The sequence below is a fragment of the Ruminococcus sp. B05 genome (assembly GCF_003628495.1).
Classification (GTDB): domain Bacteria; phylum Bacillota; class Clostridia; order Lachnospirales; family Lachnospiraceae; genus Schaedlerella; species Schaedlerella hominis.
Map to the genome: position 1 here is coordinate 14,540 of NZ_RBZR01000012.1, position 14,128 is coordinate 28,667.

Sequence of the window (14,128 nt, forward strand, 5' to 3'; positions counted from 1 at the left end):
CAGCCCCCCAATCTGCCTCTTGCGAGAGAATACCTTTTTTACCTCTTGGATTAGTATTTAATTAATGCAAATCCAAGAGGTTTATTTATGCAATTTATGCGATTTTACAAAGAAGTACTTGACAAGACCTCTTAAAAGTGAGATGAGTTGATATGGCAAATGATATGGTACAAAATCGCAACAGGCGTTGAAATTACAACAGGAACAGAACAAGCAGGAACGCAAAGAAATTATTGCATCGTATGAACGGTGATATATTTTTAGTCAATTTTTAGATAATTTGAAGAACGGAATATAAAAAGGCGTATGGAAGTTTAAAGTGTTCGAATTCGAACACTTTAAGAGTTCCATAATTGGATAAAGGAGTTTTGGAATATGGATAAGAAAACAATATATGCAATGAAAAATGCTTTTGATGAAATTGTAAAGATAATACAAGAAGAAGCTGTTGAATTTTAGTATGTAAGGGATTTGATGGCTCTTCTTGGATATGATCGCTGGGAATATTTTCATAAGGCAATTGAAAGAGCGGTAGATTCTTGTAAGGCTTCTGAAATAGAGCCAGCGGACCATTTTCGCAACGTCACGAAAATGGTTCCAATAGGTAGTGGGGCAGAAAGAGCGGTAAAGGATTACATGTTTACCAGATATGCATGTTATCTTATTGCTCAAAATGGCGATCCTAGAAAAGAAGAGATTGCGTTTGCTCAGAGCTATTTTGTTGTTCAGACAAGAAAGCAGGAGCTGATAGAAGAAAGAGCCATGGACATAATAAAACATGAAAAATCAAAGAATGATAAAAAGGTATTTCAATATATTAAAGAACAGGCTGAAAAGAAATAATTTCATATAGGAGTAAAAAGAGTTCTGTTGGAAATACTTTAATTCAATTGAGGGAATCAATTCAAAACAAAAAGATGAATCGTTGCAATTAATTTGCAACGAAAAATAAAATCGTTGCAAATTAATTGCGACGATTTTATAATATAGAAAAAAGAATTCTTGTAGAATCCTAATTATGAAGGAGGCACAGAAATATGAGAGAAGGAAAACAATTAGAATACAAAGATAATCTAGATTCTAATACCTACATGAAAACAATAAGTGCTTTTGCCAACTATGAGGGGGGACAAATAATTTTTGGTGTCAAAGATAATGGAGAGACAGTGGGTGTTCCAAATACTATAGATGCCTGTTTAAATCTCGAAAATAAGATAAATGATAGTATAAAGCCGGTTCCGGAATATTCAGTGCAAATTCAATCGGATTCAACAATATGTCTTACAGTACAAGAAGGGCGTTATAAACCATATATCTTTAAGGGAAAGGCGTATAAGAGAAATGATTCTGCGACGATAGAAGTTGGAAGGATGGAGTATAATCGATTAGTTCTGGAAGGAGAAAATCAGTCGTTTGAAGAAATTACAGCAAGAAATCAAGATTTGACTTTCAATAAACTGGAGCAAGTGCTAATACAGGGAATGAACATAGAAAAACTGAATAGCGATATATTAAAGACATTGGAGTTATATTCAGATAAAACTGGGTTCAATGTTGCGGCAGAACTTCTTGCGGATAAGAATAGTTTTATGGGAATTGATGTAATACGTTTTGGGGAAAATATAGATGAAATTATGGAACGAAAGGTATTTGAATATATTTCTATTTTAGACGAATTAGAGCAAATGCTTCAAATGTTTCGGAGATATTACCAGTATGAGAAAATAGAAGGGACAGAAAGAAATGTAGTTGATAAGATACCAGAAAAAGCTTTTCGCGAGGCGATTGCAAATGCTTTGGTCCATAGAATGTGGGATGTAAAAGCTTCTATAAAGGTGAGCATGTATTCGGATCGAATTGAAATTAATTCGCCAGGTGGATTACCGGAAGGAATTAATGAGGAAGAATACCTAAACGGACAGATTTCAATATTACGAAATCCAATTATACGGAATGTGTTTTTTAGATTGAAATATATAGAGAAATTCGGAACCGGAATCATGCGAATTAATTACGCATATAAAGATGCAATCGAAAAACCAAAATATAAAGTGTTTTCGAATTCTATTCAGGTAGTACTCCCGGTTTTCACAGATATGAAAGATTTAGCAACAGAAGAAAAGATGATTTGGAAGTTACTAAGAGAGAAGGATGAAATGACACGGTCAGAGCTTGCGAAGGCTACAGGTTTGGGAAAAGATAAGACAATAAGAGTTCTCAACGGCCTTCTGGATAAAAATGTAATTACACGAAGAGGAGCAGGACGTGGGGTAAAATATAGGGTAAATTAGAATGTTATATGTTAAAGAGGCATGTGGAAACTATCTGAGCGGCAGCGAGTTTTTCGCATGCTTCTTTTATTGGATAGAAATCCTAAACCACCTGTTATGCAAGTGATTTAAAAATTAATGGGTGCCTGACACCAATGTGTTATAAGAATAAAAAACAGAATTGAACAATAGATGCCTCAATGATAAACTGATTGTATAAGCATATAATGATAAATATGATGCGCTAATAATAGGGACAACAGTGAAAGAGGTGAAAAATATGTTATCTTTACAGGACAGAGAAGTGAATACAGGTCGACAGCGGGAACTTGATCTGGTAAAAGGTTTCCTAATGATCATGATAGTATTTATACATTCATTTCAGATAATAGCAGGCGTGGAAGCAGCAGAATCGAATGTACATAAAATTATGTTTGCACTGTTTATGCCGACAGGTGCTTGCTTATATTTATTTACTATGGGATTTGGAAGTGTTTTTACACGACATTCTAAGCCAGAAGATATGGTTAAAAATGGTGTGAGACTGTTATTGTATCAGGGATTAAGTAATTTATGTTATGCCGCAGCTTTGTTAATTAGTTTCAATATTAGAAATGTGATTACAGGAGAAGTCGCAGGCAGCAGAGAATTATATGCACAAAACATGTATGCAGCACTTACATTTGTAAATATATTTTTTATATCAGGTATGTGTTATCTTGTGCTTGCGATATATAGAAAATTAAATGTAAAGATCAGTGGATATGTAATCAGTGCTGTAATAGTAGGAATCGTATCACCATTTACAAAGATGTTAGTTTCTGATAATCAGGTACTTAACTGGATTTTGGATATGACATTTGGCGGAAAAGGTGAAACAAGCTTTTGTTTCTTTCCGTATTTGAGTTATGTATTTTTAGGATATGTTTTTGGAAAAGTGATCAGAAGAGTTCCTGAAGATGAAAAAGGAGATTTTTATAAAAAGAGTGGTATAATATGTGGAATTATAGCAGTGATATGGTTTGCATGCTGCATAATGACACACCCTACAGTTGACAGATTTTTTAACTATATGATTGAACAGTACAGAACGCCGGGCCTGGCAAAAGTAGTCGGAAGCTTTTGCAGTATCATGCTTGTATTTGCAATTGCATTTTGGATTATGCCGATGATAGAAAAATGGAAATTTGGATATAACAAATTGTGTTATTATTCAAAACAAATATCTAAGATATATGCAGTGCATATCGGTGTGTATTATGTGATTTGTGGTTTCGCTGCATTTTCCGGATTTAATGTAAAAGAGTGTTTGATATGGTCGGTTATAGTGCTGATAGTAACTGATTTGCTTGTACAAGGATACTTAATAATTATGAATAAGATAAAAAGAGTGTGCTAATAATTGATTATTTTTATATGCTACCCTATTTATTGATATTTTCTATAAGTTGTTTTTTGTTATCAAAATTCACTTACTAGCATAAGTGATAGTGAAATTATGTGGATTTCAACTTATTATAAGTGTAAGATAATAATAGGCGAATTATTCTATGGAAGGAGATATAGGTATGGGACTTATTAAAGCAGTTGCAGGAGCGGTAGGCGGAACAATGGCAGATCAATGGAAAGAGTTTTTCTATTGTGAAGCAATGGATAAAAATGTCATGGTGAGGAAAGGACAGAAGCAGACAAGTTCTCGTTCTTCTAATAAAAAAGGCAATGACAATATTATTACAAATGGTAGTGGAATCGCTGTGGCAGATGGTCAGTGTATGATTATTGTAGAACAGGGAAAAGTAGTAGAGATATGTGCAGAATCCGGACAGTTTACATATGATACATCCACAGAGCCAAGTATCTTCTCCGGTAATCTTGGAGATAGTATTTCAAAGACATTTGAAACAATCGGAAAACGATTTACATTTGGCGGCGATACAGGTAAAGATCAGCGAGTTTATTATTTTAATACAAAAGAGTTGATTGATAATAAATTCGGTACGCCAAATCCGATTCCATTCCGTGTTGTAGATTCTAAGATAGGTCTGGATATTGATGTAGCAGTACGATGTTCAGGTGTTTATTCTTATCGAATCAGTGACCCGTTGTTGTTCTACACAAATGTGTGCGGTAATGTGGAGAATGAGTATACGAGAGAAGAAATTGACAGACAGTTAAAAACAGAGTTTATCAGTGCTTTGCAGCCGGCATTTGGACGGCTTTCTGATATGGAGCTGCGTCCGAATCAAATTGTAAATCATACTACAGAGCTGGAAAATGCTATGAATGAAACACTGTCAGCAAAATGGAGTGAGCTTCGTGGACTGAAGGTAGTAAGTATTGCACTTGGTTCAGTGACACTTCCGGAAGAAGATGCAGAGTTGATCAAACAAGCACAGCGTACAGCAATGCTTCAGAATCCAACAATGGCAGCGGCAACTATGGTAGGCGCTCAGGCAGATGCGATGAAAGCAGCAGCAAGCAACGAAGGCGGTGCTATGAACGGCTTTATCGGTATGGGTATGGCTATGAATGCAGGTGGCGGAATGAATGCCCAGAATTTATTTGCAATGGGAGCCCAGCAAGAGGAAGCAAGACGAAGAGAAGAGCTTGAAAGACAGGCGGCGCAAGCAGCACAGACTCCGCCTTCACAGGCAGCACCGGCAGCAGACAGCTGGCAGTGTACATGTGGTGCAACAGTTACAGGAAAATTCTGTTCGGAATGTGGCAGCCCAAAACCGGTACAGGAAGAGGGATGGACATGTTCGTGCGGAGCAGTAAACAAAGGAAAGTTCTGTTCAGAATGTGGCGCCAAAAAACCGGCAGCGGCACCATTGTATCGTTGTGATAAATGTGGTTGGGAACCTGAAGATCCGAAGAATCCGCCAAAATTCTGCCCAGAGTGCGGAGATCCATTTGATGATGCTGATATTCAGTAGAAAGAGTGCGGGGGATTTGTGCTATTAAAACATATGGTTAAGCAGAAAATGGAAACAATTTTTATTAGAAAAGGGTGGTTTCAATACATAAAAATCATTATAATAAAAGGTACGAATACAATGGAGGACGTAGAAAATGAGTAATGTAATTGAGATGACACACCCACTGATCCAGCACAAGATTTCAAGATTGAGAGATAAGAATACAGGAACAGCAGAATTTCGTGCACTTGTAGAAGAGATTGCAATGCTGATGGGGTATGAGGCATTAAAGGATCTGCCACTTGAAGATGTTGAGGTTGAGACTCCGATTGAAACATGCATGACACCTCAGATTGCCGGAAAGAAATTTGCTATTGTACCGATCTTACGTGCAGGTTTGGGAATGGTAAATGGTATTCAGGCTTTAGTGCCGACAGCAAAGATTGGACATATTGGTCTGTATCGTGACGAGGAGACACACGAGCCACATGAGTATTATTGTAAGCTGCCGGATCCGATTGAAGAGCGTTTGATCGTTGTTACAGATCCGATGCTTGCTACAGGCGGTTCAGCAGTTGCAGCAGTTGATTTTATTAAAAAACATGGCGGTAAGAAGATTAAATTCATGGCTATTATCGCTGCTCCGGAAGGAATTAAACGTCTGATGGATGCACATCCGAATATTCAGTTGTATGTAGGCCATATCGACAGAGAGCTGAATAAAGCTGCTTACATCTGCCCAGGACTCGGAGATGCAGGGGATCGTATTTTTGGTACAAAATAGGGGTAGTTTTTGAAAATAAAATATGCTATTATATAAAATGTTTGATAGAGGCGCGGTGATAAGAGTATCCGTCTGGCAATAGTCAAGGGAAGACTGTCAGTAGGAGAAAGGAGAAGCCGCCGAAGGAATGATATTTCCCTGATATGATTCCTGGGCCGGATGCAGAATATGCTCCGGACTGTCACAGGTGTGGAGAGCTATCGAGGATATATGGATTTTTTGATTTATTTATGCCGCGGGCGACTCACCAACAAAGAGATGCCAGCGGCATTTCTTTGTCTAAAAATGGTTGAAGAAGGAGAAGAAAGAGAAAAAATGAGAAACAAGAGAAAAATGGGCGGGTTGCTCTTGGTTGCAATGAGCATATTATGTTTTAGTTCGATGACAGTATTTGCAGCAGACACATCCAAAGAGTATGTGCCAGCAATGTATGCATCAATCTGGTCGTTAGTACCTCCGGTTATTGCGATTGTATTGGCACTTATTACAAAAGAAGTGTATAGTTCATTGTTTGTTGGAGTTTTGATCGGAGGAGCTTTTTGGGCGGGATTCAAACCGGAAGCCACGATATTACATGTATTTCAGGATGGAGTGGTAGGTGTTCTCACTGACAGCTATAATATGGGTATTCTGATATTTTTGATAATCCTTGGTGTTATGGTATGTATGATGAATAAAGCAGGTGGTTCAGCAGCATTTGGACGTTGGGCTAAAGAGCATATTAAGACAAGGGCAGGTGCACAGCTTACAACAATCGCACTTGGAGTTTTAATTTTTATCGATGATTATTTTAACTGTCTGACAGTTGGAAGCGTTATGCGTCCGGTAACAGATAGTCACAATGTGTCACGTGCAAAACTTGCATATTTAATTGATGCAACAGCAGCGCCGATATGTATTATCGCACCGATTTCATCATGGGCAGCAGCAGTAACAGGATTTGTAAAAGGAGAGGACGGATTTTCAATCTTTATTCGTGCGATTCCATATAACTATTATGCGATCCTTACAATTATTATGATGGTGACTTTAGTTCTGGCAAAAGAAGATTATGGTCCGATGAAAGAACATGAAGATAATGCAATTGCGGGCGATCTTTATACAACGGATGACAGACCGTATGAGAGTGCACAGGAAAATGTTATTTATAACAAGGGAAAGGTAATTGATCTGGTATTCCCAATTATTTCACTTATTATTTGCTGTGTTATAGGAATGATCTATTCAGGCGGGTTCTTCTCGGGAACAGGATTTGTAGAAGCATTTTCAGGAAGTGATGCATCTGTTGGACTGATGCTTGGAAGCTTTTTCGCAATGGTGATTACAATTGTATTTTATGCAGTAAGAAAAGTTCTGCGTTTTTCGGATTCTATGGCTTGTATTCCGGATGGATTTAAAGCTATGGTTCCTGCAATCCTGATTCTTACATTTGCCTGGACATTAAAATCAATGACAGATAGCCTTGGTGCAGCTGAATATGTAGCGTCAATAATGAATTCGGCAGCAGGCGGGTTATTAAATCTTCTTCCTGCAATTATATTCCTTGTAGGATGCTTCCTGGCATTTGCAACAGGTACTTCATGGGGAACATTCGGAATATTGATTCCTATTGTAGTTGCTGTATTTCAGGGAACAAATGAAACAATGATGATCATTTCCATTTCAGCTTGTATGGCAGGAGCTGTATGTGGAGATCATTGTTCGCCAATTTCAGATACAACAATTATGGCTTCAGCAGGAGCACAATGTAATCATGTAAATCACGTATCAACACAGTTGCCATATGCAATAACAGTTGCAGCTGTTTCATGTATCACATATGTAATTGCAGGTGTGATACAGAATGCGGTTATTTGCCTGGCAATCGGAATTGCATTGCAGATTTTGGTGCTTCTTGCAATTCGAAATCATACAAGAAATAAAGAAAATTAAAAAGTAGTAGAAAAGAGACTAACTTTTTGGGTGTTTCCTAAAAACGAGAGTCTCTTTTTCTTTGACTAAATATAAATCTGCGTTATAATTACTTCAAACTAGGTAAAGCAAGCGAAGGGAGAAGAAACGAATGAAACCAATATTTTTTATAGATTATGATAATACAATTTTCAGTCATCAGACATGGCAGATTCCGGAAAGTACACTATGTGCGCTTGAGCAGTTGCAAAAGGACGGATATAAACTAGTTATTGCAAGTGGAAGAGCATTTCGAAATAATTCACTTCCCGAAGAATTTCAAGGACGTATAACTCCGGATTGTCTGGTTAGTGCAAATGGCGCTATTGTTGAGATAGAAGGAAAATTAGTAAAAGAAAAATATTTTGATAAGGATTTACAGAGAAGAATATTAGATTACGTTGTAGAAAAAAATTATTGTCTGTTATCTGGCCAGGGCAATGATTGGTGTACTTCCAGCATTGAGCGATTCAAGGAGACCGCATCTCCAAAACAGCAGCAGTTATTGCCAAAGAGTGGGGACGCATACAAGGCGTTGTATGAAAAACAGATTCCGTCGATGTTTTTAGCAGATACAAAAGAAGCAATTGCTGATGTACAGGAGCATTTCCCAGAGACAAAGCTTTTGTGTATGGGGGATGAGCTTGGTGGTGCAGATATGATTCCGAAAGAGAATGGAAAGGTTAAAGGTGCGGAGTGTGTTATGGACTATTATCATGCATCCTGGGATGATATTATTGCAATCGGGGATAGCATGAATGACATAGAGTTGATTCGGGCAGCCGGATTTGGGATTGCTATGGGAAATGCGATGGATGAGGTGCAGGAAGCGGCAGATTATGTTGCAAAGCATATTGACCAGAACGGATTTGTGGATGCGGTTTCCAAGGCAAGAGAAGTGATAGCCAAAAGATGAATGAATTATCAGAAAAAACAGCATAATTTTGATTCGAAGAAAGAAAATTTAAAATAAAAAACGTAAAATATTGACAAAATAAGATTCGGGTGTTAAACTATAGGCAATTCGAAAGAAGGAAATATTATAGAGTAGGAGGTAGAGGTCCAATGGACGATATTAGTTCGATTACAACTCAATATGTTAGTGGTATGGCGGATGAAAGGTCCAATAATAAGAGATCTTTACAATAATCCAGCAGACATATTGAACATAGATACCACATAAGATAGGATTTCATAAGATGTGTAAAGAAACATCAGATGTAAATCAGATCAAATAGCGAGATACCCGATTATAGATGGAATAATTAAGTAAGTATTTGGAATATCGAAGTAAGGATACTGCAGGTATTGAACAGTTATAGAAAGAATAATCCGGGAGATAACGCGAAAATAAAATAATAAAAAATTGAATAGAGAAAAAGAAATAGAAAATGCATCTGCAATGTCAATTGTGGATGCATTTTTTTGACATTGTGAAGCACTTATGGTAAACTAAGAAATGATTATCGGGGAGTCTACCCTTTGATAATTATAAGTAGGATAAATATAAAAAATATTGAGTTACAAAATCAATAAGAGACACTAAGAAACGGATACATTTTAAGAGAGTATAAATAATTTAGAGAAAGAAACGACAGAGTAAGTTTACGAGGTGAGTACAGTGGACAAGTATGAGTATAAGCTGAAGACAGAACAAATGCTTGAACTGATGGAAGATGGTGCATACAGCAGAGCAGCAGAACTTGCAGATAGTATTGACTGGCGAAGAGTTCGTAATACTACAATGCTGATGAATGTAAGTGACATATATGAAAAAAGCAGAGATTATCATAAGAGTTTCGAAGTCTTGAAAATTGCTTATCATAGGGCAGAAGGAAGTAGAAAGATCGTATATCGCCTGTGTACACTTGCATTGAAAACAAGAAATGTAGATGAGGCAATAGATTATTATGATGAGTTCCTTCATATTGCACCAAAGGATCCAAATCAGTACATTTTAAAATACCAGATTTTAAAAGTACAGAGAGCTCCGATCGAGCAACAGATTGATGCACTCGAATCATTTAAAAAGGCAGAGTATGTGGAAGAGTGGGCATATGAGCTTGCTAAATTATACGAACGGGCAGGCAAGATTACGGAGTGTCTGGAAGAGTGTGATGACCTGATTTTATGGTTCAGCGAAGGAAAATATGTATATCAGGCGATGGAACTGAAGATGCGTTATAAACCGCTGACACCATCACAGCAGGAAAAGTATAATAGAAGATATGAAAAGCCAGGAACTACTACAGAAGAATTGCCTGATTTAAATAATGTAGATGAGAATGGCGTTAAGGTGGCAGCGAAACCTGTTTCGTCAACACAAGAGCAGACTGAGGAAGATGCAGCTAAGACAGCGGAAAAGGCAGAATCAGATAAATCAGCAGAGAGTGAGCCAGATATTAAAATTCCGGTAGTTGAAGAAACTTTAGCAAACAAATTTGTAGATGAGGATGTTGTAAAAGCAGAGGTTCGTGCAAAAGCGAAAGCAGAGATTTTAGGAGAAGCAGATTCTTTTGAACCTACTTCAATTGATTCATTAACAGAGGCGATAAGAAAAGCGGCAGAGACAGAAACTGCGGAGCAAGAGGCGTTAGAGGAAAAAGAAGAACAAGAGCCGGAAGAAATTGCAGAAAAAACAGAATCTTCCGAAGACGTGAAGGAACAGGTACTTGCTTCAAAAGAAGATTCCGTTGATGTAGAAACAGAATCAGAAGTCGAGGAGAAACAGCCAGAGAAGAAAAAAATCGGTAATACAATGCGTTTAGATGAGGCATTGAAGGCTTTATTACACATTGATGGTTCAGATAGCGGTTCTAGAGAAAGTTCAGACGAAGAAGCTGAGAAAAAAGAGGATGATTTGTCGGATTTGAATGATGCAATTGAAGATATTGAAGATGTTGTGGATTTAAGTCTGGTGCAGAAGGTAGAACAGAAGCGAGCACAGAAAAAAGCACTGGAAGCAGTGAAAGATGTCAAGGTTGATTCGGATTTAGAAGAACTTAGTATGAAAAAACTAAAATCTAAATCTGAAACAACAGTAAATCTGGATGATACATTGCCAATGAATCTGGATGATACAGTAGAAATGTCGCCGGAAGAGATAATAGCTATGTATGGTGGAACTGAGGAAACTATCGAGGAAGAATCAGAAGCCGAGGAAATCATCGAACCGGAAGAGGAAGAAATCATCGAGGAAGAACCGGAAGCCGAGGAGATTATCGAACCGGAAGAGGAAGAAATCATCGAGGAAGAACCGGAAGCCGAGGAGATTATCGAACCGGAAGAGGAAGAAATCATCGAGGAAGAACCGGAAGCCGAGGAGATTATGGAACCGGAAGAGGAAGAAATTATCGAGGAAGAACCGGAGGCCGAGGAGATTATCGAACCGGATGAGGAAGAACCGATAGATGAGGATGAAATTCTCGAAGTAGAACAGGTACTTGAGGCAAAATATATTGAGCCGGCAGATGAGGAAGAAGATCAGCTGGATAATCAAGTGACAGCAAGAATGAGCCTTGAAGAATTGTTTGCTGCATGGGATGAAGAAGACGCTTTGGCAGAAGCGGAAGAATTTGAAGAAGCAGAAGCCGAGGAAATCATCGAAGAGAAGCCGGAAGCCGAGGAGATTGTTGAACCGGAGGCTGAAGAAATTATCGAAGAGAAGCCGGAAGCTGAGGAGATTATCGAACCAGAAGAGGAAGAAATCATCGAAGAGGAGCCGGAAGCTGAGGAGATTATTGAACCGGAAGCCGAAGAAATCACCGAAGAGAAGCCGGAAGCTGAGGAGATTATCGAACCGGAAGCTGAAGAAATCATCGAAGAGGAGCCAGAAGCCGAGGAGACTGTTGAACCGGAAGTTGAAGAAATCATCGAAGAGGAGCCAGAAACCGAGGGTATATCAGAAGAAGATATTTTGAATTTAGATTCGGCAGAAGAATGGTCAGATGATGAGATGGCAGATGCATTTGAAGAAAATTCAGATAATAAAGCAGAATCAGTGGAAGAAATAGATGAGGCACTGAATGAAGCTGAGTCTGTAAAGGATATCAAGCAGGCAGAGCCTGAGAAAGAGGAAACAATGAGCGTAGAAAGAAAGACAGGAGAGCCAATCTTGCCACCAGACATACAACGTCTGATAGACGAGATTGAGGGTGTAATTCCAAGAGAAGATGAAGAACCAATGTCAGAAAGCAGCACATCTGCTTCCAAAATACAGGAGCGTATGCCAGAAGATAACATGGAACAGGAAATGGACATGTTAAGGGTAGATGACTCAGATGAATATGAAGATGAATATGCGGATGAATTTCCAGTAGAGGAAGAAGAAAGTCTGGAAGCTGTTCAACCACAGGGAGGTTATACTCAGGAATTTGAAAGAATTATGGATGATCGTTTTGCATCGTTTGAAGCAGAAGAAGATTATTCAGACGAGCTTGGAGATCTTTATCCGGATATGGAAGATGATATTTCGGATGAGGTTGACGCAATTGCTCTGGAAGAAGAGGCTTTTGAACAGGAAACAGAAATTGATTTGCCAGAGTATGAGGATGAAGAATATCCGGAAGATGAATACGAAGACGAGTACGAGGATGAAGAGTATCCGGAAGATGAATACGAAGACGAGTACGAGGACGAAGAGTATCCGGAAGATGAATACGAAGACGAGTACGAGGACGAAGAGTATCCGGAAGATGAATACGAAGACGAGTACGAGGACGAAGAGTATCTGGAAGATGAATACGAAGACGAGTACGAGGACGAAGAATATCCGGAAGATGAATATGAAGACGAGTACGAGGATGAAGAGTATCCGGAAGATGAATATGAAGACGAGTACGAGGATGAAGAGTATCCGGAAGATGAATATGAAGACGAGTACGAGGATGAAGAGTATCCGGAAGATGAATATGAAGACGAGTATGAGGATGAAGAGTATCCGGAAGATGAATACGAAGACGAATATGAATACGAGGATGATGAAGAATATGATGCAGCAGCACAATTCGAAGCAGAATTCCGTCCACAGTCATCAAGTGATGAATATGATGATCGATTAATTGAAGATGAAGATGATGATGATGGTGTTAATTTCCTTTCTAAGACAGCACCGCTTAGTAGAAAAGAAACAGCAAAATTAATTGCTACAGGTAAGACAGCACCGCTTCCATTGGATGAGATTTCTAATGCATTATCTATTTCTGATACAGGATTCCTTGTTCATAACAGACATGAGTTACTCTCAGAGGCAGGAAAGAAAAAAACAGAATTAACAGCAGATCAGAAGAGATTATTCTCTTACTTTGTTCCTGTTAGAGGAATGAGTGAGCAGTTAGTAGATGTTTTGGAACAGGATAAAAATTGCACAAATAGACGTGGAACATCAAGAACAGGAAACTTGTTGATCATTGGTAACAAGGGAAATGGTAAAACTGTTCTGGCAGTAGATGTTGTAAAGGCAATTCAGAGACAGAGAAATATTCATCAGGGTAAAGTTGCTATTGTAACCGGAGAATCGTTGAATAAGAAGAAAATAGGAGAGATTTTCCGTAAGTTATATGGCGGGGCCCTCATTATTGAAAAAGCAGGTAAGCTTAATGAAAGGACAGTTGCAAAATTAAATAAAGTTATGGAACAGGATACAGGAGAACTTCTTATTGTATTAGAAGATCAGAGAAAACCACTGGACAGATTGTTATCTTCTAACCGTGAGTTCCGAAAGAAATTTACAAGCCGCCTGGAAGTGCCGATTTTTATTAATGATGAGTTGGTAACATTTGGCCAGACTTATGCACAGGAAAATGGTTACCGTATTGATGAGATGGGGCTGCTTGCTTTATATAGTCGTATTGATGCATTACAAAGAGAAGACCATTTTGTAACAGTTGCTGAAGTGAAAGAAATTATGGATGAGGCAATGGAGCATTCAAAGAAGGCATCTGCAAGAAAACTTGTAAAACGTGTATTTGGAAAAGGCACAGATGAAGCAGATCGAATTCTGTTGACAGAAAAAGATTTCAATATTTAATATAAGTAATATAGAAGATATTGTTTTATCACTGAAAATGTGATGAAGCAATATCTTTTTTTAATATATTAGGAAAGTTCCTTCCTAATATATTAAAAACGCTCCGCTAGGGATGCCAGATATCCTGTAGAAAAGTAATGGCTTTTAGATATATGACAGCAGCTTGTTTGGTTGTAAA

General features: G+C 38.2%; 8 protein-coding genes and 1 riboswitch. All 8 genes read left to right on the forward strand.

The window, feature by feature from the left end:
• Positions 1-474: 474 nt before the first annotated feature.
• The 8 genes from D8Q48_RS10105 to D8Q48_RS17560 all read left to right on the forward strand — a co-directional run bounded on the left by D8Q48_RS10105 (position 475) and on the right by D8Q48_RS17560 (position 13,950).
• The gene (locus D8Q48_RS10105; RefSeq protein WP_191855123.1) at positions 475-843 is read left to right on the forward strand and encodes a hypothetical protein; all 369 of its coding nucleotides are present in this window, start codon (positions 475-477) and stop codon (positions 841-843) included.
• A gap of 194 nt (positions 844-1,037) precedes the next feature.
• Complete coding sequence (locus D8Q48_RS10110) at positions 1,038-2,291, forward strand: RNA-binding domain-containing protein (protein WP_121056401.1); 1,254 nt, start codon at positions 1,038-1,040, stop codon at positions 2,289-2,291.
• A 259-nt stretch (positions 2,292-2,550) separates the two neighbouring features.
• Positions 2,551-3,669 (forward strand): heparan-alpha-glucosaminide N-acetyltransferase domain-containing protein, encoded by a 1,119-nt coding sequence (locus D8Q48_RS10115; RefSeq protein WP_121056402.1) that lies wholly within the window; start codon positions 2,551-2,553, stop codon positions 3,667-3,669.
• 169 nt (positions 3,670-3,838) lie between these two features.
• Positions 3,839-5,206, forward strand: coding sequence for an SPFH domain-containing protein (locus D8Q48_RS10120; RefSeq protein WP_121056403.1), 1,368 nt, complete (start codon positions 3,839-3,841; stop codon positions 5,204-5,206).
• 136 nt (positions 5,207-5,342) lie between these two features.
• The gene (upp, locus tag D8Q48_RS10125; RefSeq protein ID WP_121056404.1) at positions 5,343-5,972 is read left to right on the forward strand and encodes a uracil phosphoribosyltransferase; all 630 of its coding nucleotides are present in this window, start codon (positions 5,343-5,345) and stop codon (positions 5,970-5,972) included.
• A gap of 37 nt (positions 5,973-6,009) precedes the next feature.
• Positions 6,010-6,180: riboswitch (Lysine riboswitch) on the forward strand.
• 173 nt (positions 6,181-6,353) lie between these two features.
• On the forward strand, positions 6,354-7,904 hold the full coding sequence (locus tag D8Q48_RS10130; protein WP_347562299.1) for a Na+/H+ antiporter NhaC family protein: 1,551 nt from the start codon (positions 6,354-6,356) through the stop codon (positions 7,902-7,904).
• A gap of 130 nt (positions 7,905-8,034) precedes the next feature.
• The gene (locus D8Q48_RS10135; protein ID WP_121056405.1) at positions 8,035-8,838 is read left to right on the forward strand and encodes an HAD family hydrolase; all 804 of its coding nucleotides are present in this window, start codon (positions 8,035-8,037) and stop codon (positions 8,836-8,838) included.
• A gap of 705 nt (positions 8,839-9,543) precedes the next feature.
• Positions 9,544-13,950 carry a hypothetical protein gene (locus tag D8Q48_RS17560; protein ID WP_243116278.1) on the forward strand — a complete coding sequence of 1,469 codons (4,407 nt, stop codon included), beginning with the start codon at positions 9,544-9,546 and terminating at the stop codon, positions 13,948-13,950.
• Positions 13,951-14,128 lie beyond the last annotated feature (178 nt).